Annotated in this window: 17 protein-coding genes; 12 read left to right on the forward strand and 5 right to left on the reverse strand. The window is 72.5% G+C overall.

Going from position 1 to position 21,143, the window contains the following annotated elements:
- The first annotated feature begins 147 nt into the window (after window positions 1–147).
- Window positions 148–981 carry a hypothetical protein gene (locus tag ACZ6B8_RS15925; protein ID WP_471607545.1) on the forward strand — a complete coding sequence of 278 codons (834 nt, stop codon included), beginning with the start codon at window positions 148–150 and terminating at the stop codon, window positions 979–981.
- 960 nt (window positions 982–1,941) lie between these two features.
- Here the strand turns inward: ACZ6B8_RS15925 and disA are convergent.
- Both disA and radA read right to left on the reverse strand, forming a co-directional pair.
- The gene (gene disA, locus ACZ6B8_RS15930; protein WP_471087627.1) at window positions 1,942–3,066 is read right to left on the reverse strand and encodes a DNA integrity scanning diadenylate cyclase DisA; all 1,125 of its coding nucleotides are present in this window, start codon (window positions 3,064–3,066) and stop codon (window positions 1,942–1,944) included.
- A 90-nt stretch (window positions 3,067–3,156) separates the two neighbouring features.
- Window positions 3,157–4,566 carry a DNA repair protein RadA gene (gene radA, locus ACZ6B8_RS15935; RefSeq protein ID WP_471087629.1) on the reverse strand — a complete coding sequence of 470 codons (1,410 nt, stop codon included), beginning with the start codon at window positions 4,564–4,566 and terminating at the stop codon, window positions 3,157–3,159.
- 177 nt (window positions 4,567–4,743) lie between these two features.
- On the opposite strand from radA, the gene ACZ6B8_RS15940 reads away from it, so the two are divergent.
- Complete coding sequence (locus tag ACZ6B8_RS15940; protein ID WP_471607546.1) at window positions 4,744–6,501, forward strand: BACON domain-containing protein; 1,758 nt, start codon at window positions 4,744–4,746, stop codon at window positions 6,499–6,501.
- A gap of 1 nt (window position 6,502) precedes the next feature.
- Here the strand turns inward: ACZ6B8_RS15940 and ACZ6B8_RS15945 are convergent, their stop codons facing one another.
- Window positions 6,503–7,435: a DUF3109 family protein gene (locus tag ACZ6B8_RS15945; protein WP_471087635.1), complete on the reverse strand. Its 933-nt coding sequence runs from the start codon at window positions 7,433–7,435 to the stop codon at window positions 6,503–6,505.
- Window positions 7,436–7,506: 71 nt separating this feature from the next.
- Here ACZ6B8_RS15945 and ACZ6B8_RS15950 point away from each other — a divergent pair, with 71 nt between their 5' ends.
- From ACZ6B8_RS15950 to ACZ6B8_RS15970, 5 genes are all read left to right on the forward strand, one after another.
- Window positions 7,507–8,439: a Ppx/GppA family phosphatase gene (locus ACZ6B8_RS15950; protein ID WP_471087638.1), complete on the forward strand. Its 933-nt coding sequence runs from the start codon at window positions 7,507–7,509 to the stop codon at window positions 8,437–8,439.
- Window positions 8,440–8,570: 131 nt separating this feature from the next.
- On the forward strand, window positions 8,571–9,395 hold the full coding sequence (locus tag ACZ6B8_RS15955) for a sugar phosphate isomerase/epimerase family protein (protein WP_471087641.1): 825 nt from the start codon (window positions 8,571–8,573) through the stop codon (window positions 9,393–9,395).
- A complete protein-coding gene (locus ACZ6B8_RS15960) occupies window positions 9,392–10,039 on the forward strand; it encodes a TetR/AcrR family transcriptional regulator (protein ID WP_471087644.1) in 648 nt (215 codons plus the stop codon). Before ACZ6B8_RS15955 ends, ACZ6B8_RS15960 begins: the two co-directional genes overlap by 4 nt.
- A 203-nt stretch (window positions 10,040–10,242) precedes the next feature.
- Window positions 10,243–12,096 (forward strand): dihydroxy-acid dehydratase, encoded by a 1,854-nt coding sequence (gene ilvD / locus ACZ6B8_RS15965; protein ID WP_471087647.1) that lies wholly within the window; start codon window positions 10,243–10,245, stop codon window positions 12,094–12,096.
- Window positions 12,097–12,216: 120 nt separating this feature from the next.
- Entirely contained in the window at window positions 12,217–12,591 is a 375-nt protein-coding gene (locus ACZ6B8_RS15970; RefSeq protein ID WP_471087650.1) for an SH3 domain-containing protein, read from the forward strand.
- Window positions 12,592–12,625: 34 nt separating this feature from the next.
- On the opposite strand, the gene ACZ6B8_RS15975 is transcribed toward ACZ6B8_RS15970, so the two are convergent.
- Complete coding sequence (locus ACZ6B8_RS15975) at window positions 12,626–14,989, reverse strand: protein kinase domain-containing protein (RefSeq protein WP_471607547.1); 2,364 nt, start codon at window positions 14,987–14,989, stop codon at window positions 12,626–12,628.
- A gap of 310 nt (window positions 14,990–15,299) precedes the next feature.
- Here ACZ6B8_RS15975 and ACZ6B8_RS15980 point away from each other — a divergent pair, with 310 nt between their 5' ends.
- From ACZ6B8_RS15980 to proC, 5 genes are all read left to right on the forward strand, one after another.
- Complete coding sequence (locus ACZ6B8_RS15980) at window positions 15,300–15,869, forward strand: EamA/RhaT family transporter (RefSeq protein ID WP_471607569.1); 570 nt, start codon at window positions 15,300–15,302, stop codon at window positions 15,867–15,869.
- Window positions 15,870–16,020: 151 nt separating this feature from the next.
- The gene (locus ACZ6B8_RS15985) at window positions 16,021–16,773 is read left to right on the forward strand and encodes a class I SAM-dependent methyltransferase (RefSeq protein ID WP_471607548.1); all 753 of its coding nucleotides are present in this window, start codon (window positions 16,021–16,023) and stop codon (window positions 16,771–16,773) included.
- A gap of 63 nt (window positions 16,774–16,836) precedes the next feature.
- Entirely contained in the window at window positions 16,837–17,706 is an 870-nt protein-coding gene (locus tag ACZ6B8_RS15990; RefSeq protein WP_471607549.1) for an ABC transporter ATP-binding protein, read from the forward strand.
- Window positions 17,703–18,440: an ABC transporter permease gene (locus ACZ6B8_RS15995; protein ID WP_471607550.1), complete on the forward strand. Its 738-nt coding sequence runs from the start codon at window positions 17,703–17,705 to the stop codon at window positions 18,438–18,440. The genes ACZ6B8_RS15990 and ACZ6B8_RS15995 overlap by 4 nt, the downstream gene beginning before the upstream one ends.
- Window positions 18,441–18,564: 124 nt before the next feature.
- Window positions 18,565–19,389 (forward strand): pyrroline-5-carboxylate reductase, encoded by an 825-nt coding sequence (gene proC, locus ACZ6B8_RS16000; RefSeq protein ID WP_471607551.1) that lies wholly within the window; start codon window positions 18,565–18,567, stop codon window positions 19,387–19,389.
- Window positions 19,390–19,464: 75 nt separating this feature from the next.
- Here the strand turns inward: proC and trpS are convergent, their stop codons facing one another.
- Window positions 19,465–20,475, reverse strand: coding sequence for a tryptophan--tRNA ligase (trpS, locus tag ACZ6B8_RS16005; RefSeq protein ID WP_471607552.1), 1,011 nt, complete (start codon window positions 20,473–20,475; stop codon window positions 19,465–19,467).
- Window positions 20,476–21,143: the final 668 nt, after the last annotated feature.

A 21,143-nucleotide genomic window follows, 5' to 3' on the forward strand; every position in this document is an offset into this window, starting at 1 on the left:
CGTCCGGTCACAGCCCCTGACGACGGACAGGGGTGGAGGACGGTTCGGGGCGGCACGGACCGGTTCCAGGATGATGATCCGCAAACTTTGTTGCTCAAGGCGGCGGGTGGGGCGGGAGAAGGAGCGGATCTCTCGTAAGGTTTGGGCGTGGGATCTCTGCGCAATCCGGTCGGGCCGCTTCCCTCCACCATCTACTGGCGTCGGAGGGCCGTTCTGCTGTCCGTACTCGGCCTGCTGGCGCTCCTTGTCGTCTGGGTCGTCACCTCCGGTGGCGGCGGCGGCAAGAACAACGCCGACGGGCCGGGCGGCAACGGACCCGCCACGTCCATCACTCCCGGACCCACCGGGTCCGGGCCCGCGATCAGTCAACACCCGGGCGGGCGGGACGATTCGAGCGAAGGCTCCGACTCCGGTTCGGGCGGCTCCGGCGGTTCGGGCGGCTCTGGCGGCTCGGGCGGTTCCGGGGGCTCCGGGGGCTCGGAGGGTTCGGGCTCCGGCGGTTCCGGTGGCGACGACGACGGCAAGGGCGGTGGCGGCGGCGGTGGTTCGGCCGACCGGCTGCCGGCCGGGTCGCGGCTGCCCAACTGCACCAGCGGCGCCGTGAAGTTGACCGTACGCAGTGTCGAGAACCGGTACGCGATCGACGAGAAGCCGAAGTTCGAGCTGATCGCCGAGAACAGCGCGGGCAAGGCCTGCAAGGTCGATCTCGGCGGCAAGGGAACGGTCCTGACGATCACTCAGGCCGACGGCGACGAGAAGTTCTGGTCCTCGGCCGACTGCCCGTCCGGCAACGGCAGCCTGCTGCTGCGGGTGCCGGGCGAGAGCCGGATCACGCACGAGGTGCGGTGGGACCGGCGGGCCAGCGCGCCGGAGTGCGCCACGCCTTCGCCGGCGTCGGCCGGGCCGGGGACGTATCTGGTCGAGGCGAAGGCGCCGGGGCTGGGGACGGCGCGAACGTCCTTCGTCCTCGAAAAGGACTGACCCCTGGAGAGCGGGCGGGGCGAGACGGGGCGGGGTCTGCCGGGGACGTTGGTGGGCCGGGCGCGTTGATGGTTCCCGGGGCCGCCCGGGGTTCTGCCGAGCGTGGCGGTTCCGGGACAGCAGTAAAGGGCGCTGCGCGTCGGCTTCGCCGATGGCCCTGCGGGCCACCCTTGACTGCCGTCCCTCCACCGCGACCTGACCTTCGACCCGGACGGCCAGGGGTGGGGCGACGGGGAACCTCCGTCGGGTCCTCCCCTCGCGTCGCCGGGTGCGGCCCGTCTCAACGTATGCCGCCCCCACCGTCCAGGTGGGGCCACTTCCGGTCCGCCGCTCGGGCCATCCCCTTGCGTCGCCGGGTGCGGACCGGCCCATCGCGAGCGCGCGTCAGGGTCGAGGTGCTGTCGGGGCCGGGGGCTGGCTGCCTCGGGCCGGGTGGAACTGGCCTCCCTGGTACCTACTTCGGGAAAGTTGCGAAGCGAGAGGCCGCGCGCCCCCTGCACACCCCGAGCGCTGCCGGAAGAATCCCCTTCTCCGGAACTCGGGCGGGGCGCGTTGGGAGTTCAAGGGGGGCGCGCGGCGGACTCATTCGCAACTTTCCCGAAGTAGGTGCCGGTCAGCCCCCTCCCGCCCCCGGCAGCACCTCGACGCTGAGGTCGGCGGACGTTGGGCCGGTCCGCACCCGGCGACGCAAGGGGATGACCCGACCGAGGTTTTCCGTCGCCCCACCCCTGGCCGTCCGGGTCAAGGTCTACGTGCGGTGGAGGGGCAGCAGTCAAGGGTGGAGCGCAGCGGAATCGGCGAAGCCGACGCGACGCAGGAGCGCCCTTTACTGCTGTCCCGGAACCGCCACACTCAGCAAAACCCCGGGCGGCCCCGGCAACCATCAAAAGGCACCGGCCCAGCCGTCGCAGGCACCCGCCCAGGTAGGACGACCCGGACCCCACACCAGCACGCCGAAGGCTAGACGTACCGCTCCAGAATCGAGGACTCCGCCAACCGCGAAAGCCCCTCCCGCACGCTCCGCGCCCGCGCCTCACCCACGCCGTCCACCGTCTGGAGATCGTCCACGCTGGCGGCGAGCAGCTTCTGCAGGCCGCCGAAGTGCTCCACCAGGCGGTCGATGATCGCGCCGGGGAGCCGGGGGACCTTGGCCAGGAGACGGAAGCCCCGCGGCGACACCGCGGAGTCCAGCGCCTCGGGCGAGCCCGTGTAGCCCAGCGCACGCGCCACGGTGGGGAGTTCGAGGAGCTCCGCGTGCGAGAGGGAGTCCAGCTCCGCGAGCGCCTCGTCGACCGTGCGCGACCGCTTGGCCGTCGGCTCCGGCACGTAGTCCCTGACGACCAGCTCGCGCTCGGGCTCGACGCCCGCGATCAACTCGTCCAGCTGGAGGGCGAGAAGCCGCCCGTCCGTGCCGAGCTCCACCACGTACTCGGCGATTTCCGTCGCGATACGGCGCACCATCTCCAGGCGCTGCGCCACCGCCGTGACGTCCCGCACCGTCACCAAGTCCTCGATCTCCAGGGCGGAGAGCGTGCCGGCGACCTCGTCGAGGCGGAGCTTGTACCGCTCCAGGGTGGCCAGGGCCTGGTTGGCGCGGGAGAGGATCGCCGCCGAGTCCTCCAGGACGCGGCGCTGTCCGTCCACGTACAGCGCGATCAGCCGCATCGACTGGGAGACCGAGACGACCGGGAAGCCGACCTGCTTGCTCACGCGGTCCGCCGTGCGGTGCCGCGTGCCGGTCTCCTCCGTGGGGATCGTCGGGTCCGGCACCAGCTGCACGCCGGCCCGCAGGATCTTGGTGATGTCCTTGTCCAGGACGATGCCGCCGTCGAGCTTGCACAGCTCGCGCAGGCGCGTCGCCGTGAACTCCACGTCCAGGATGAAGCCGCCCGTGCACATCGACTCGACGGTCTTGTCCCAGCCGAGGACGATCAGACCGCCGGTGTTGCCGCGGAGGATGCGCTCAAGGCCGTCGCGGAGTGCCTGGCCGGGTGCGACGGCGCTCAGAGAGGCGCGCATCAGCACATCGGCGCCGGAACTTGAACCCGGCTTGCCGGGAACCGCTCCCCGGTCGTTGGCTGCCACTGCACTCCCTCGGTCGCAGGTTGTCCGAGCCTCTGCCGGCACCGTGCCGCGTACGGAGCTTCGTACGGATGGGCGAGACCAGGGCAAAGTCTACCGGCGCTCTTCCTCCTCCCGTGGGGCCTCTCGGCGACGGGACCTCGGAAGGACACGCAGGGCGTCCCCCATGTCGGCGACTTCGATGACCTTCATACCGGCGGGGATCCTGCCGGGGTCGGCCGGTACGAGCGCGTGGGTGAAGCCCAGGCGGTGCGCCTCGGCCAGTCTGCGCTGAACGCCCGTGACCCGCCTGACCTCGCCCGCCAGGCCCACCTCACCGATCGCCACGAGATTCTTCGGCAGCGGGGTGTCGCTCGCCGCGCTGGCCAGCGCGAGGGCCACGGCGAGGTCGGCGGCGGGCTCGGTCAGTTTCACGCCGCCGACCGTCGCGCTGTAGATGTCGCGCTTGCCGAGGGCCGTGATCCTGCCGCGCTGCTCCAGGACGGCGAGCATCATCGAGACGCGGGAGGTCTCCAGGCCCGAGGTGGTGCGGCGCGGGCTGGGGATCTGCGAGTCCACGGTGAGCGCCTGGACTTCGGCGACCAGCGGGCGGCGGCCCTCCAGGGTGACGGTCAGACAGGTGCCGGGGACGGGCTCGGCGCGGCGGGTGAGGAAGAGGCCGCTGGGGTCGGCGAGTCCGGTGATGCCCTCGTCGTGCAGCTCGAAGCAGCCGACCTCGTCCGTCGTCCCGTACCGGTTCTTGACGCCGCGCACCAGGCGCAGGCGCGCGTGCCGGTCGCCCTCGAACTGGAGCACCACATCGACGAGGTGCTCCAGGAGGCGGGGGCCCGCGATCGCGCCGTCCTTGGTGACGTGACCGACCAGGAGGGTCGCCATGCCGCGCTCCTTGGAGGCGCGGATCAGCGCGCCGGCCACCTCGCGGACCTGCGCCATGCCGCCGGGCGCCCCGTCGATCTCCGGCGAGGCGACCGTCTGGACCGAGTCGAGGACCAGCAGGGAGGGCTTGACCGCGTCCAAGTGCCCGAGGACGGCGGACAGATCGGTCTCCGCCGCGAGATACAGGTGGTCGTCGATGGCGCCGATGCGGTCGGCGCGCAGCCGGACCTGGCTCGCCGACTCCTCGCCGGTCACATAGAGCGTCCGGTGCGTCTCGCTGGCCGCCTTGGCCGCGACGTCCAGGAGCAGGGTGGACTTGCCGACGCCCGGCTCGCCCGCGAGGAGCACGACGGCGCCGGGCACGAGGCCGCCGCCGAGCACCCGGTCGAGCTCGGGCACGGAGGTCGTACGCGCGGTGGCCTGGCGGCCGTCGACCTCGCCGATCGGCACGGCGGACGAGGTGACCCGGCCGGGGGCGGTGGTGCGGACCGCGGGCGCGCCGTACTCCTCGACCGTCCCCCAGGCCTGGCACTCGGGGCAGCGGCCGAGCCACTTGGCCGTCTGCCAACCGCATTCGGTGCAGCGGTAGGACGGACGGTCCTTGGTGGATTTCGTACGGGCAGCCATGCTCGAAACCGTAACCGAGCCCACTGACAACCCGGCCCGCGCTCGCCCCGCGTAGGAGCACAGGCCACGGAATCGGCAGTTCCTGTCCCCTTTTGAGGGATCTGTTCACCCGTAAGGATTAAAAGAGAGCGAGAGAGAGGAAGGGGCCTGCACCATCCGCCTAACTTCGCACGGGTGATGAGCAGCAGTCCGGAAACTTCCACGAACGCAACCGGCGCACACCGGGCGCACCGTGACGCGCGCAAGCGCGTGGTGCCCCGCCCGGCGCCCCGGACCGCGCCGCCCGCGCGCTACGAGCCGTATCTGGACGGCCTGTTCACGTACTGCCTCTCCGTGCTCTGTGATCACGACGCGGCGACCGCGGCGCTGGGGGACGTGCTCCACCTCGCCGAGCGCCGCGGCACCCGCGGCCCCGAGGCCGCCAAGGACCTCAAGGCCTGGCTCTACGCCCTCGCCCGCTGGGTCTGCCTGCGCCGACTGGCCGAGGCCAAGCGCACCCGGGAGGGCCGGCACGCCCAGGGCGGCTTCGGTAACGACGCCAAGAGCGCCGGCGCCCCCAAGACCGCCGACAACACCGGCACCCCCACCCCCCACCCCCCGGCATCCGAAGAAACGGAACGGCAGCGGCGCCGCGAACTCGCGCAGCTCGCCTGGCCGGAGGCCGCCGGCACCACCCCCGAGCAGCGCGAGGCCCTCGAACTGGCCGTGCGGCACCAGCTCACCCCGGCCGAGGTCGCCGCCGTCCTCGGCATGGACCTCACCAAGGCGCGCGGCCTGCTCGCCTCCGCCGCCTGCGAGGTCGAGCGCACCCGCGCCGCCCTCGCCGTCGTGGAGACCGGCAGCTGCCCCATCGTGGCCCGCCTCACCGGCGACAACCAGCTGCTGCTCGGCACGGCGCTGCGCCGTGAGCTCGTCCGGCACGTCGACGACTGCCCGCACTGCCGCCGCACCGCGGAGCGCGCCGGTTCCAGCGCCTGGCCGGGCACCGCCGTCAGCCCGGCCGCGCTCCCCCTCGTCGAGGCGCCCCGCGCCGCCCTGCACCTGGCGATGGCGCACGCCCCACGCGCGCGGGGCGGCGTTCCGCGCTACGACCGGCGCGGCTTCCCGATGGACCCCAAGGACCACGCGGCCCGCCGCGACCGGCTGCGCGCGCGGGCCGTCACCACCACGGTGGTCGCCACCGTGGTGGCCGCCCCGGTGCTCGCCCTCTGGTCCGCCTACCGGGGCGCGCCGCTCACCGGCGAGGGCCACGACGGCCGTTCGGTCACCGCGAGCGAGGACGGCCCGGGCGGCAGTGACCACGCGCGGGACGACTACGAGAACGCCGGCAACGCCCGCAAGGGCCCCGAGCCGCGCTTCACCGCCGGCAGCCACTCGCCCGACGTCTCCGTGGAGGTCATCAGCGGCGGCTCGCCCTCGCACTCCTCGACCGGCCCGGGGCGCCTGACCGTCGCGGCCCGGCCGAGCGGCGACACCACCCTCATCACGCTGACGGCGTCCGGCGGCGCACCGGTGCACTGGTCGGCGAGCGAGGGCGCGTACTGGCTCTATCTGAGCCGCTCGACAGGGACGCTCGCGCCGGGGGAGTCCATCACCCTCCAGGTGTACGTGGACCACTCCCGCGAGCCCGCCGGGCGCTGGCACGCGCGGGTCGCCGTCGCCCCCTCGGGGGCGGTCATCTCGATCGACGGGCACGGGGGCGGGCGGCCGCCGCACCATCCGGGCCCCCGGCCGACGCCCAGACCCACCGATCCGGGCCCCTCGCACCCCCACCCGTCCGACCCGGGCCCCTCGGATCCCGGCCCGTCCGACCCGGGGCCCTCCGACCCCGACCCGACCCCGACGCCCACCGACCCGACGCCCACTCCGTCGGATCCGGGCCCCGGCGACTCGACCCCGCCGCCCGGAGGCAGCGGGGACCCGAGCCCGAGCTGACCTAACGCACCGCCGTCGTCGGGTCCGCCGGATGCGGGGCGAGCATCGGCAGCTGGGCGGCGAGACGCTCCTCGCACAGCTCCACCAGCCGGTCGTACCCCTCCTTGCCCATCAGCTCGATCAGCTCGGGGCGGTAGGAGACGTAGACCGGATCGCCCGCGCCGTGCGCCGACGTCGCCGACGTGCACCACCAGTGCAGGTCGTGGCCGCCGGGACCCCAGCCCCGCCGGTCGTACTCACCGATCGACACCTGCAGGACGCGCGTGTCGTCGGGCCGGTCGATCCACTCGTACGTCCGCCGCACCGGCAGCTGCCAGCAGACGTCCGGCTTCGTCTCCAGCGGCTCGCGGCCCTCCTTGAGCGCCAGGATGTGCAGCGAGCAGCCCGCGCCGCCTGCGAATCCGGGGCGGTTCTGGAAGATGCACGACCCCTTGTACGGACGGGTCTGGCGGTCGCCGTCCTCGTCCGTGGAGACCCAGCCGGTCTCCCGGCCCACGTCGTGGTGCTGCCAGATGTCGGGGGTCAGCCGCTCCACGTACCCGGCCACGCGCTTCTCGTCGTCCTCGTCCGAGAAGTGGGCGCCCAGGGTGCAGCAGCCGTCGTCGGCGCGGCCCGCCTGGATGCCCTGGCAGCCGCTCCCGAAGATGCAGTTCCAGCGAGAGGTCAGCCATGTCAGATCGCAGCGGAAGACCTGCTCGTCGTCCGCCGGATCGGGGAACTCCACCCAGGCACGGGCGAAGTCGAGCCCCTTCTCGTCCGGCTCCGGAGCCCCGGACTTGCCCTGCTTGGGCAGCTTGGCCGGTGTTCCCGACTTGCCCGGCTTCTCCGCCTTCTGTGGCTTTCCCTGCTTCGTCGGCTTCTCCGACGCGGCCTGCTTGGTCGACGACTTCCCCGACTTCGATTTGTCGGTCTTCGCCTTTTTCGTCTTTGGCACATCTCCAGGGTATGCGTGCGGCCGACCGCCCGGGGCCAGACGATCACGCCGCGCGGCGTAGCGTTCCGTACATGAGACTCGGTGTCCTCGACGTGGGGTCGAACACGGTGCATCTGCTCGTGGTCGACGCCCACCCCGGTGCGCGTCCGCTGCCCGCGCACTCGCACAAGGCCGACCTGCGCCTGGCCCAACTCCTCGACGCCGCCGGGGCGATCGGCCCCGACGGCGTGGACCGTCTGGTGACCGTCGTCCGCGAGGCGATGGAGGCCGCCGAGGACAAGGGCGTGGAAGAGGTGCTGCCGTTCGCCACCTCCGCCGTGCGCGAGGCGACCAACGCCGACGCGGTGCTCGGGCGCGTCAAGGAGGAGACCGGCGTCGACCTGCAGGTCCTGTCCGGCGAGGAGGAGGCCCGGCTGACCTTCCTCGCCGCCCGGCGCTGGTTCGGCTGGTCCGCGGGCAAGCTGCTCGTCCTCGACATCGGCGGCGGCTCCCTGGAGATCGCGTACGGCCTGGACGAGAAGCCGGACGCGGCGGCCAGCCTGCCGCTCGGCGCGGGACGCCTCACCGCCGCCTGGCTGGGCACCGACCCGCCGGACCCGTCCGACGTGAAGGCGCTGCGGCGCCATGTGCGGGCCCAGATCGCCCGTACGGTGGGGGAGTTCAGCCGCCTCGGTGCCCCCGACCACATCGTGGCGACGTCGAAGACGTTCAAGCAGCTCGCGCGGCTCGCGGGCGCCGCGCGCTCGGCGGAGGGCCTCTACGTACAGCGCGAGCTGAAGCGGAAGTCCCTGGAGGACTGGGTGCCGCGGCTCGCCGCCATGACCACGGCGGAGCGCGCGGAGCTGCCCGGCGTCTCCGAGGGCCGGGCCGGACAGCTGCTCGCGGGGGCGCTCGTCGCGGAGGGCGCGATGGACCTCTTCGGGGTCGAGACGGTGGAGATCTGCCCGTGGGCGCTGCGCGAGGGCGTGATCCTGCGCAGGCTCGACCACCTCCCCGCGTCGTGAGCCGGGACCGAAGCGGCGGAGCCGTCCCCGAGCGGAACGGAACGGCCCCCGGCCGGTCCGGAACCGTCCCCGACCAGGGCGGCGGGAGGCCACCTCCCCGGCGTCCGGACGCGGCCCGTACGCTGTCCTTCGTGGCAGAACCAGTGGTGCGCATCCCGGATGCGAAGGTCGCCCTGTCCACGGCCTCGGTCTATCCGGAGTCGACGGCGACGGCCTTCGAGATCGCCGCGCGCCTCGGCTACGACGGCGTCGAGGTCATGGTCTGGACCGACCCGGTCAGCCAGGACGTCGAGGCCCTGCGCCGGCTCAGCGACTACCACCGGATCCCCATCCTGGCCGTCCACGCGCCCTGCCTCCTGATCACCCAGCGCGTCTGGTCCACCGACCCGTGGGTCAAGCTGCAGCGCGCGAAGGCCGCCGCCGAGAAGCTGGACGCCTCGACCGTGGTCGTGCACCCGCCGTTCCGCTGGCAGCGGCAGTACGCGCGCGACTTCGTCGACGGGATCTGGCGGATGGCCGACGAGACGGACGTGCGGTTCGCCGTCGAGAACATGTACCCCTGGCGCTACCGCGACCGCGAGATGCTCGCCTACGCCCCCGACTGGGACGTCACCAAGGACGACTACCGCCACTTCACCGTCGACCTCTCGCACACCGCGACCGCCCGCACGGACGCGATGGAGATGATCGACCGCATGGGCGACCGGCTCGGCCACGTCCACCTCGCCGACGGCAAGGGCTCCGCCAAGGACGAGCACCTGGTCCCCGGCCGCGGCACCCAGCCGTGCGCCGAGCTCCTGGAGCGCCTGGCGACGACCGGCTTCGACGGGCACGTCGTCATCGAGGTCAACACCCGGCGCGCGATGTCCAGCGCCGAACGTGAGGCCGACCTCGCCGAGGCGCTCGCCTACACGCGGCTGCACCTGGCGTCGGCCGTGCGGGTGCCCCGCTCATGACCCGCGGCGGGCCCGCGCGCGGCGGACCGTCGCAGGCGCCCGCCCCGCGCCGCCGGGGCCGCCCCTCCCGTACGCAGTCCGAGACCGGGCCCGCGACCCGCGACCGGATCCTCGGCGCGGCCCGCGAGGAGTTCTCCGAACGCGGCTACGAGAAGACGTCCGTGCGCGGCATCGCCAAGGCCGCCGGCGTCGACCCGGCCCTCGTGCACCACTACTTCGGCACGAAGGAACAGGTCTTCGAGGCGGCCGTCACCGTCGCGTTCGCGCCCGCCCTGGAGGCACCCGCCGCGATCGAGGAGGGCCCCCTCGACGGCGTCGGCGAGCGGCTGACCCGGTTCATCCTCGGTGTCTGGGAGAACCCCGCGACCCGCGCCCCGCTGCTCGCCATCGTGCGGTCCGCGATGAACAACGACACGGCCGCCGCGGTCTTCCGCCGCCTCGTCGCCGCCCAGCTCCTCTCCCGTGTCGCCGGACGCCTCGACCTGCCGGACGCGGAGCTGCGCGCCGAGCTCGCGGCCGCGCAGCTGGTGGGCATCGCCATGCTGCGGTACGTGATCAAGGTCGAACCGCTCGCGTCGGCGGACGTGGAGCAGCTCGTGGCGCGGGTGGCTCCGGTGGTGCAGGGACATCTGACGGGCGCCTGACCCGGCACCTGGCCGACGGCTGATCCGGCACCCGGCCGGCGGCCGCCCCTGCGCCCGTCCCGGCGGAGGTGGTCGCTCAGCGAGACACCCGTCCCGGCATCCGGACAGCCTGTCCAGATCGTGGAGCGGCGGCGTACGCTCGGCAGCAAGTCATACCCTGCCGCGAAGGCCCCGCCCGGGGCCCACCGAAGGAGCGAGCGACAATGCCCGAGCTCAGGTCCCGCACCGTCACCCACGGCCGCAACATGGCGGGCGCTCGCGCCCTTATGCGCGCCTCCGGTGTACCCGGGGCCGACATCGGGCGGAAGCCGATCATCGCCGTGGCCAACTCCTTCACGGAGTTCGTGCCCGGCCACACCCACCTGCAGCCGGTCGGCCGCATCGTCTCCGACGCGATCAGCGCGGCCGGCGGCATCCCCCGCGAGTTCAACACGATCGCCGTGGACGACGGCATCGCGATGGGCCACGGCGGGATGCTGTACTCGCTGCCCTCCCGCGACCTGATCGCGGACTCCGTGGAGTACATGGTGGAGGCGCACTGTGCCGACGCCCTGATCTGCATCTCCAACTGCGACAAGATCACCCCCGGCATGCTGATGGCCGCCCTGCGCCTCAACATCCCGACGGTCTTCGTCTCCGGCGGCCCGATGGAGTCCGGCCGCGCCACCCTGGTCGACGGCTCGGTCCGCACGCTCGACCTGGTCGACGCCATGTCGGAGGCGGTCAACGACAAGATCTCCGACGAGGACATCCTCCGCATCGAGGAGAACGCCTGCCCGACCTGCGGCTCGTGTTCCGGCATGTTCACCGCCAACTCGATGAACTGCCTCACCGAGGCCATCGGCCTCTCCCTGCCGGGCAACGGCTCGGTCCTCGCCACCCACACCGCCCGCAAGGCGCTGTACGAGCGCGCCGGCGAGACCGTCGTCGAGCTGACCAAGCGCTACTACGGCGAGGACGACGCCTCGGTCCTGCCGCGCAACATCGCCACCCACGCCGCGTTCGAGAACGCCATGGCGCTCGACATCGCCATGGGCGGCTCCACGAACACGATCCTGCACCTGCTGGCCGCCGCCCAGGAGGCCGAGGTCGACTACAACCTCGACCACATCAACGCCGTCTCGCGCCGCGTCCCGTGCCTGGCCAAGGTCGCGCCGAACGTCGCGGGCTCGAAGACGTACTACATGGAGGACGTGCACCGCGCCGGCGGCATCCCCGCGATCCTCGGCGAGCTGTACCGCGGCGGCCTGCTGAACGAGGACGTCCACACCGTGCACTCGCCCTCCATCAAGGAGTGGCTCGACACCTGGGACGTGCGCAGCGGCAGCGCCAGTGAGGAGGCCACCGACCTCTGGTACGCGGGCCCCGGCTGCGAGCGCTCCGCCACCGCCTTCTCGCAGTCCAAGCGCTGGGACACCCTCGACACGGACGCGGCGCACGGCTGCATCCGCGACGTCGCCCACGCCTACTCCGCGGACGGCGGCCTCGCGGTCCTCAAGGGCAATCTGGCCGAGGACGGCTGCGTCGTGAAGACCGCCGGCGTCGACGAGTCCATCTGGACCTTCGAGGGCCCGGCCGTCGTCTGCGAGTCGCAGGAGGAAGCCGTCCAGAAGATCCTCACCCAGCAGGTGAAGGAGGGCGACGTCGTCGTCATCCGCTACGAGGGCCCCAAGGGCGGCCCCGGCATGCAGGAGATGCTCTACCCCACCTCGTACCTGAAGGGCCGCGGCCTCGGCAAGGCCTGCGCGCTGGTCACCGACGGCCGCTTCTCCGGCGGCACGTCGGGCCTGTCGATCGGCCACGCCTCGCCCGAGGCGGCCTCCGGCGGCACGATCGCGCTCGTCGAGGACGGCGACCGGATCCGCATCGACATCCCCGGGCGCACCATCGAACTCCTCGTCCCCGAGGAGGAGCTGGCCGCCCGCCGCGCGGCGCTCGGCGGGGTGTACGCGCCGAAGTCCCGCGAGCGGAAGGTCTCCGCCGCCCTGCGCGCGTACGCGGCGATGGCCACGAGCGCCGACAAGGGCGCGGTGCGGGACGTGTCGCGACTCGGCTGAGCCGCCGGCCGGGGCTCGAAACCTTTTGGGGCGCGGGCGCGTCCTTGGTGTGGAACACACGCCGAGGGCGCGCCCGCGCCGTTCTTTACGTGCCGTTCTCTACGTACGGGGGAGAGCACTGTGAGCGAGAACGTCATCACACCAGAAGTCGTCGAGGAGCCGGCCGGGACGGGTGCCGCCGATGCGGCCGCGGTGGTCGATGTGGCCGCCGTGGTCGACGTGGCCGCCGTGGCGGAGACCGTCGAGGCCCTGACCGCCCGGAGCTACCCGATCGTCGCGGACGTCAACGTCCGCTCCGGACCCGGCACCTCGTACGGCAAGGTCGGCAGCCTGCGCGCCGGCGCCCGCGTCACCATCTCCTGCCAGCGGCCCGGCGAGACGGTCACGGGTCCGACCGGCACCTCGAAGATCTGGGACCGCATCGGCAGCGGCCGGTACATCTCGGACACGTACGTCCGTACGGGCAGCAGCGGGTACGTGGCGCCGCGCTGCTGAGATCCGGGGGCGGGGGCGGCCTGAGTACGGCCGCTCAGCCCGACTGCGGCGGCTTCGCCGCGTCGTAGGCGAACACCGTGTTCTTGGCGGCCGTCACCACCACCACACCACCGGCGACGGTCGCGCGCGGGCTTGCGTTCTGCTCGCCCGCCAGGCCCTCGGCGCGCGGGTCCGTGGTCGCGAGCACCTCACCCTTGCGAGTGGAGAGCGTGACGACCCGGCCGCTGGCCGAGCTGAGGTACAGGGCGCCGTCACCTCCGGCGTCCCCGCCCACCGGGCCCGACAGGCCCTCGACGCCGGTCTGCCGGTCCCACTTCTTCCAGCCGGTGGCCGGGTCGAAGGCGGTGACGACGCCGGTCTGCCCGCTCACGACGACGGTGTTGTTCGCGAGGCCGGGCGTCCCGTAGTACACCTTCGACAGCCGCGAGTACGTCACCTCGTGCGACTTCCGGTCCACCCGCGTGACCCCGTCGTATCCGAACGTCTCCCAGCCCTTCCGCCGGGTGTGCAGCAGGACGAGGCTGTCACCGGTGGTGCCGACCGGCTGGACGGGGCCCTGGAGCGAGATGGTCTTCCCGAGCGCCCCCGACTTCATGTCGACGACGTGCAGGGTGGGGTGGCGCACCATGCCGGCCTCGACCTCGGAGCGGGGCGCGCACATCGCGTACAGCAGGGTGCCGCCGGCCGGCACCGGGGCGCACTCCTTCCCCGCCGGGAACGGCTGCTTCCAGCGCACGTCGCCGGAGTGCGCCCGCCGGGCCTCGAAGCGGGTGTTCGACGCGTCGACCGTCACGACCGTGGAGCCGACCACCGCGGCGTCCCGCGTACGGCCGCCCGTCACGGCCGCCGACTGCGCGCCGGACGGCACCGACCACAACTCCTTGCCCTTGTCGGCGTCGAGGGCGACGACCTCGGTGGGCGGGTCGCCCGGCTCGCCCTCGGCCGCGAAGCGGTAGCCGAGCACGGTGTCGCCGGTCATGCCCACCAGGTGCATGCCCTGCACCGGGACGCCGGGGCTCTTCTCCGACCAGACGCGGGAGCCGTCGGAGAGCCGCAGCCGGGTCGCGACGACCCCGCCGCCCCCGCAGAACAGCGCGTCGTCGCGCGCGACGCAGCGCAGCTCGTCCGGGATGTCCTCGCGTCCGCCCGGCACGGTCTTGTGCCACGGCCGGAACCCGCCGGGCAGCCGCGCCCCGGCCGCCGCGATGTCGGGGCTCTTGGCCTCCGTACCGCCGTTCCCGTCGGACCCGACGGCCCGCACCAGCGCGACCCCGCCACCGATCGCGGCCACGGCCACGGCGGCGGCGAGCACGGGACGCCAGCGGCGGCGCAGCCGACGGCCGAGGAGCGTGCCGGATTCGGGGGTGCCGGAGGAGTGGGGGGTGCCGGATGCGGGGGTGTCGGATCCGGAGGTCTCGGATCCGGAGGTCTCGGATCCGGAGCTGGGAGTGGTGGCCGGGGTCGGGGTTGTCCGGGAGGGGGCGGCCGGACCCGGCACCGGCGTGTGGTCGTCCGTCGCCAGGTGGTGCTGGGTGTCGGTCTCGCGGGTGCTGCGCCGCGGCCCGTCGGCGGGGCCCGTCGCGCCGCCCAGGTCGGCGGGCAGGTCCCGCAGCCGTACGAGGAGTTCGTCCGCGGAGGGGCGCGCCTCGGGATCCTTGTCGAGGCACGGCTCGACCACCGCGCGCAGCGTGTCGGGTACCGAGCCCAACGACGGCGGCTCGTGCACCACTTGATAGGCCGTCATGTACGGGCTGTCCGCGTCGAAGGGACCCTGCCCCGTCGCCGCGTACACCAGCAGCGTGCCCAGCGAGAACACGTCGGAGCGCGGTCCGACCCCGCGCGGCGCCTGCAACTGCTCGGGCGACATGAACGGCGGCGTGCCGATCACCCGGCCCGTCATCGTCAGCGTCTGCTGGTCCGTCGCGCGCGAGATCCCGAAGTCGATGACCCGCGGGCCCTCGGGGGAGAGGACCACGTTGGACGGCTTGAGGTCCCGGTGGACGACCCCGGCGCGGTGGATGTCGCGCAACGCCTCCGTCAGACCGATGGCCAGGGTGCGCAGCGCGGGGCCGCCGATGGGGCCCTTCTTGGCGATGTGCTGGGCGAGGGTGTGCCCCTCGATGAAGGTCGTCGCCATCCACGGGTGCTCGGCCTCGGGATCGGCGTCGATCACGGCCGCGGTGAAGGCGCCGCTGACCCGGCGGGCCGCCGCCACCTCCTGCCGGAAGCGGATCCGGAACTCCTCGTCGTCCGCGAACTGCCGGTGGATCAGCTTGATCGCGACGGGGCGCCCGGACGCCGTACGCGCCAGGAACACCGTGCCCATGCCGCCCGAACCGAGGCGCGCCTCGAGCGGGTAGCCGCCGATCTCCTCCGGGTCGCCGCCACGGAGCGTCATGCCCACCGACCTCCCCCGTGCTCCCGGTTACGCGGTTTACGTGGCTCTGTCCTGCGTCGCACCCTGTGTGCCGTAGGCCCTGAGCCCTCACGTATTCATGCCGTCATGCCTCCATGCCGTCATGCATGACGCTGCCCAAACTAGCTGCCGGGCGGTGTGCCCTGGCAAGGCGGGGGACGAAAAGGGCGTGGCGGGGCGTGCGTGGGCGCGGTGGGAGCTCTCCCGCTCTCCGGTCGCCTTGCGCGCGGCAGGCGATAATCAAACGGTGAGCGATGAATCCGGCACCCAAGGCACCCAGGGCACCCAGGGAATCCAGGGAACCCGAGGTACCCCAGGCACTCCAGACGCGCCTCAGGGCCCGTCCACCGGCACGGCGGACGTTCCCGTCGCCCCCGGCCCTGCCACCGCCACCGCCCCCGGCCCGCGGCCCGAGCCCATCCGCTTCTTCGGGACGACCTGGGTGGACCACGACGGCGGTTACGGCGCACGCCGCGCGGGTGCCGCCGTCGGCTCGCTGGCCGCGGCGGTCGCCGGCTGCTTCGTGCTGCGCTTCGCCTACGAGGGCCTCGCCATCGCGGAGGTGGGGCAATTCGTGAACCTGCTCGTCGTCGTGATGTTCGCGGTCTGCAGCGCCATCGCCTTCCGCCGCACCTGGGACGGCTTCTCCCGCCGCCACGACGCGGCGTCGCAGGCCTCGACGCGCGGTCTGATGACGATCGGCTTCATCGGCAGCCTCTTCGCGTACTTCTTCCGCTCCCTGAAGGAGGCCCCGGGCGAGCGGCTGCACCGCGAGGAGTACGCGGAGGCACGCGAACAGTACGAGAAGCGCACGGCCCGGCGAACGGGCAACCCGTCACGCAAGAAGAAGCGCAAGAACTGAGGACAGGACTCCGACTCCCGTCCGGGCTCCGGCCCCCGTAAGGGTCGGGCCTCTTCGCGGCTCCGGCCCCCGTAAGGGTCGGGCCTCTTCGCGGTTCCGGGCCCCCGTACGGTGCTGGCCCGCCCGCCCCGCCCCGCGCGACGATGTCGGGATGACGTCCACCGCCTCCCGCGCCCGCTCCTTCGACGCAGCCGCCGCCCGGTACGCCGCGTACCGCCCCTCCTATCCGCCCGCCCTCCTCGACGCCGTCGAACGCCTGGCGGGCCGCACCCTCGCGGACGCGCGCGTCGTCGACGTCGGTGCAGGCACCGGTATCGCCACCGCCCTGCTGACCGCACGAGGCGCCCGCGTCGTCGCGGTCGAACCCGGCGACGGCATGGCGGAACAGTTCCGCCGCACCCTGCCGCACGTCCCCCTCGTACGCGGCGACGGCAACGCCCTCCCACTCGCCGACGCCTCCGCCGACTTCCTCACCTACGCCCAGGCCTGGCACTGGACGGACCAGGAACGCTCCGTGCCCGAAGCCCTGCGCGTCCTGCGCCCCGGCGGCGCGCTCGCCCTGTGGTGGAACAAGACGGACCACGAGACGGCCTGGCTCGGCGAACAGGACGCCCGCACGGCCCGCTTCCTGGGCCGAGGCGACGAGGCCGGCCACCCGGCCACCCACACGGCCGACCTCACGACCGAGCTCGACTTCCGCCGCGCCCACCTCCGCTGGAGCCGCCGGATCCCGGTCGACGCCCACCTCGCCAACCTCGGCACGCACTCGGCCTTCCTGGTCCTCGGTGAGGAACGCGCGGCCGCCTTCCTCACCGCCGAGCGCACCGAGCTGCTCAAGGTCTTCCCGGACGGGGTGGTCGAGGAGAGCTACGTCGTGGACCTCCTGGTAGCGCTCAAGCCGTAGCCCCTGTGTTCCCCGTGACCCGGCTTGACCGGGCCTGCCCCCGGGAGGACTATTCATCATGTGATGAATAAAGCGAACAAGCGAAGCCCGACAGCCGACCAGGCCGAGGCCCCCGCCCTCGCCCAGGCCGAGGCCCCCGCCGTCCGCGCCGAGGCCCTGACCGCCGTCCGAGGCACCCGCACCGTCCTGCGCGGCCTCGACTTCACCGTCCCGCGTGGCCAGGTCACCGGCCTCCTCGGCCCGTCGGGCTGCGGCAAGTCCACCCTCATGCGCGCGGTCGTCGGCACGCAGGCCAAGGTCACCGGCACCCTGGACGTCCTCGGCCACCCCGCCGGATCCCCCACCCTCCGCTCCCGCATCGGCTACGTGACCCAGGACCCGTCCGTCTACGACGACCTGACCGTCCGCCAGAACCTCGACTACTTCGCCGCCGTCCTCGACCCGGGCCGCGGCGCCGCCGCCGCACGCCGCCACGACCAGGTCGGCCGCGTCCTCGACGACGTCGACCTCACCCCGCACGCCGACTCCCTCGCGGGCAACCTCTCCGGCGGCCAGCGCAGCCGCGTCTCCCTCGCGGTCGCGCTCCTCGGCACCCCCGAACTCCTCGTGCTCGACGAACCCACCGTCGGCCTCGACCCCGTCCTCCGCCGCGACCTCTGGAACCTCTTCCACGCCCTCGCCGACCGCGGCGCCACCCTCCTCGTCTCCTCCCACGTCATGGACGAGGCGGAACGCTGCCACCGTCTCCTCCTCCTGCGCGAGGGCGAACTCCTCGCCGACGACACCCCCGCCGCCCTGCGCACCCGCACCCGCACCGACACGGTCGAGGCGGCGTTCCTCCACCTCGTCGACGCGGCGGACAACGCCACGGATCCCGGCACCACCGAGGACACCGGCACCGATACCCCGGCCGCGCCCAGGAGCCCCCGATGAACGCCTACCGCACCTTCGCCACCGCCGCCCGAGTCCTGCGCCAGCTCCGCCACGACGTGCGCTCCATCGCGCTGATGCTCCTCGTCCCCTGCGTGATGCTGCTCCTCCTGCGCTACGTGTTCGACGGCAGCCCCCAGACCTTCGACTCCATCGGCGCCTCGCTCCTCGGGATCTTCCCCCTCATCACGATGTTCCTGGTGACCTCGATCGCCACCCTCCGCGAACGCACCTCCGGCACCCTCGAACGCCTTCTCGCCCTCCCCCTCGGCAAGGGCGACCTCATCGCCGGGTACGCCCTCGCCTTCGGCGCCGTGGCCGTGGTCCAGTCGGCCCTCGCGACGGGGCTCGCCCTGTGGGTCCTCGGCCTGGACGTCACCGGCTCCGCCTGGCTCCTCCTCCTGATCGCCCTGCTCGACGCCCTCCTCGGCACCGCGCTCGGCCTCTTCGTCTCGGCGTTCGCCGCCTCCGAGTTCCAGGCCGTCCAGTTCATGCCGGCCGTGATCTTCCCCCAGCTCCTGCTCTGCGGCCTCTTCACACCGCGCGGCCAGATGCAGCCGGTCCTGGAGGGCATCTCCGACGTCCTCCCCATGTCGTACGCCGTCGACGGCATGAACGAAGTCCTCCGCCACCCCGACGTCACCGGCGACTTCCTGCGCGACGTCGTCATCGTCGCCGCGTGCGCCCTGCTCGTCCTCGGCGTCGGCGCCGCCACCCTGCGCCGCCGCACGGCCTGACCTGCCTCCGGCCACCCCGCGCCCCTCCACACGCCGGTGTTCCGCCCACCGGACACCACCGCTGCCCCCGGCACCCCAATGCGAGGATGGTCCCCGGACGACGCAACCCCGGAGGCCACCGTTCATGAGCAGCAGCACGCGCCAGAAAGTCGCAGTCCTCGGCACCGGAAAGATCGGTGAGGCCCTGCTCAGCGGCATGATCCGCGGCGGCTGGGCGGCCGCCGACCTCCTGGTCACCACCCGCCGCCAGGAACGCGCCGACGAACTCCGCACCCGCTACGGCGTCACCCCCGTCAGCAACGCCGAAGCCGCCGAGCGGGCCGACACCCTGATCCTCGCCTGCAAGCCGCAGGACATGGCCAAGCTCCTCGACGAACTCGCCCCGCACGTCACCCCCGACCGCCTGGTCATCAGCGCCGCCGCCGGCATCACCACCGCCTTCATCGAGGAACACCTCCCCGCGCGCACGCCCGTCGTCCGCGTCATGCCCAACACCCCCGTCCTCGTCGACGAGGGCATGTCCGTCATCTCCGCGGGCAGCCACGCGTCCGGCGACGCGCTGGCCCACGCCGAAGCGATCTTCGGCGCGGTCGGCAAGACGCTCCGCGTCCCCGAGACCCAGCAGGACGCCTGCACGGCCCTCTCCGGCTCCGGCCCCGCGTACTTCTACTTCCTCGTCGAGGCGATGACCGACGCCGGCATCCTGCTCGGCCTGCCCCGCGACAAGGCGCACGACCTGATCGTCCAGGCGGCGATCGGCGCGTCCGTCATGCTTCGCGACAGCGGCGAGCACCCGGTGAAGCTCCGCGAGAACGTCACCTCTCCCGCGGGCACGACGATCAACGCCATCCGCGAACTGGAGAACCACGGGGTGCGTGCCGCACTCATCGCCGCCCTTGAGGCGGCCCGCGACCGCAGCCGCGAGCTCGCCTCCGGCACCAACGCCTGAGCCTCCGGCGCGGGGCGGCGGCGAGGTCACGATGCGCCGGCACTTCGCATCGCGCCTCGCCGCCGGCCCACGCGCCTACCGCGCCTCGCTCACCGGCGGCAACAGCCCGATCGCCCGATAGGCGCCGTCCACCGTCGGCTTGGCCATGGACGTGGCCCGCTCAGCTCCCCGCCGCAACACCTTCTCCAGGTACGCGGGGTCCGCCACCAGCTCCTTGTGCCGCTGCTGTACGGGCCTGAGCAGTTCCACCACGGCCTCGGCGGTGTCCTTCTTCAGTGCGCCGTACGAGTCGTACGCACCGCTCAGGGCTTCCGGGTTCCCACCCTGGCAAGCCGCGAGGATCTCGAGCAGGTTGGAGACCCCCGGCTTCGACTCCCGGTCGAACTCGACCTCGCTCCCGCTGTCCGTGACGGCCCGCAGGATCTTCTTGCGGATCACCTCCGGCTCGTCGAGCAGGTAGACGATCCCGGCGCCGGCGTCATGGGACTTGCCCATCTTGGACGTGGGGTCCTGCAGATCCATGACCCGTGCCGCCACCTTGGGCGGGGTGGCCCGCGGGACGACGAACGTCTGTCCGTACCGCTGGTTGAACCGCACCGCGAGGTCCCGCGTCAGCTCGACGTGCTGGGTCTGGTCGTCACCGACCGGCACCTCGTCCGCGTCGTACGCGAGGATGTCCGCCGCCATCAGCACGGGATAGGTGAGCAGCGACAGCCGCACGCTCCCGCCCCGGGCCCGCTCCAGCACGGACTTCTCCTTGTACTGGATCATCCGCCGCATCTCGCCGTCCGTCGCGACGCACTCCAGCAGATACGAGAGGCGGGCGTGCTCGTCCACATGGCTCTGGACGAAGACGGTGGCCCGCTCGGGATCGATCCCGGACGCGAGCAGCAGCGTGGCGGCCTGCCTACTGAGCCGCCGCACCCGCCCCGGATCGTGCTCGACCGTCAACGCGTGCAGGTCCACGATGCTGAACAGGGAGTCGGCCCGGTACTGGTCGACCTCGGCCCACTGCCGGACGGCTCCCAGGTAGTTGCCCAGGGTCAGGTGCCCCGTCGGCTTGACCCCGCTGAAGATCCTCGTCATCTCTCCGCCTCCTGGTCAGGACCGCCGGCCCGGCCGCCGGGCTCCAGGTCCTCCGGGGGGAGAAACAAGAACGGCCGCCGAGGCGGCGGCCGTTGAGTACATGCGTATGTACGGCCGCCCTCAGGCGGCCCACCACAGTTGGGCGTACGCACGTGTAGTCACGCCCTCCAGAGTAGACCCGACGGAGGCCCGCTGTCCGGAGTTGACACTCCGAGGGCGCCTACGTAGTGTTCTCCGAGTTGCCCGACGTGAGCGTCGACCACTCGCTGGTCGGTCCCCGGGCAGCCATTCCGCAGGAACCATTCAAGCGATCGTCGTCGTGCGCCCTTCCGGCTCTCGCCTTCGGTTTGTTTTCATGCGTATTTGCGAAATGAGGAATCGGCGTTCGAAAGGACGCTCCCGATTAGGTCGGGAGCCGAGATTCCGCTAAAGTCTCACTCGTCGGAACGGCCCAACAGCCGCAAAGACAACCCACTCTGACTGGGAGTCAGGCCCGAAAGGATCTGATAGAGTCGGAACCGCCGGAAAGGGAAACGCGAAAGCCGCAAGGCCGGAGCGGGAACCGGAAAGGCACCGAGGAAATCGGACACGAAAGAGTCTGATAGAGTCGGAAACGCAAGAACGAAGAACAAAAAGAAACACCGAAGGGAAGCGCCCGGAGGAAAGCC

The organism is Streptomyces sp. NPDC041122, from assembly GCF_055592445.1.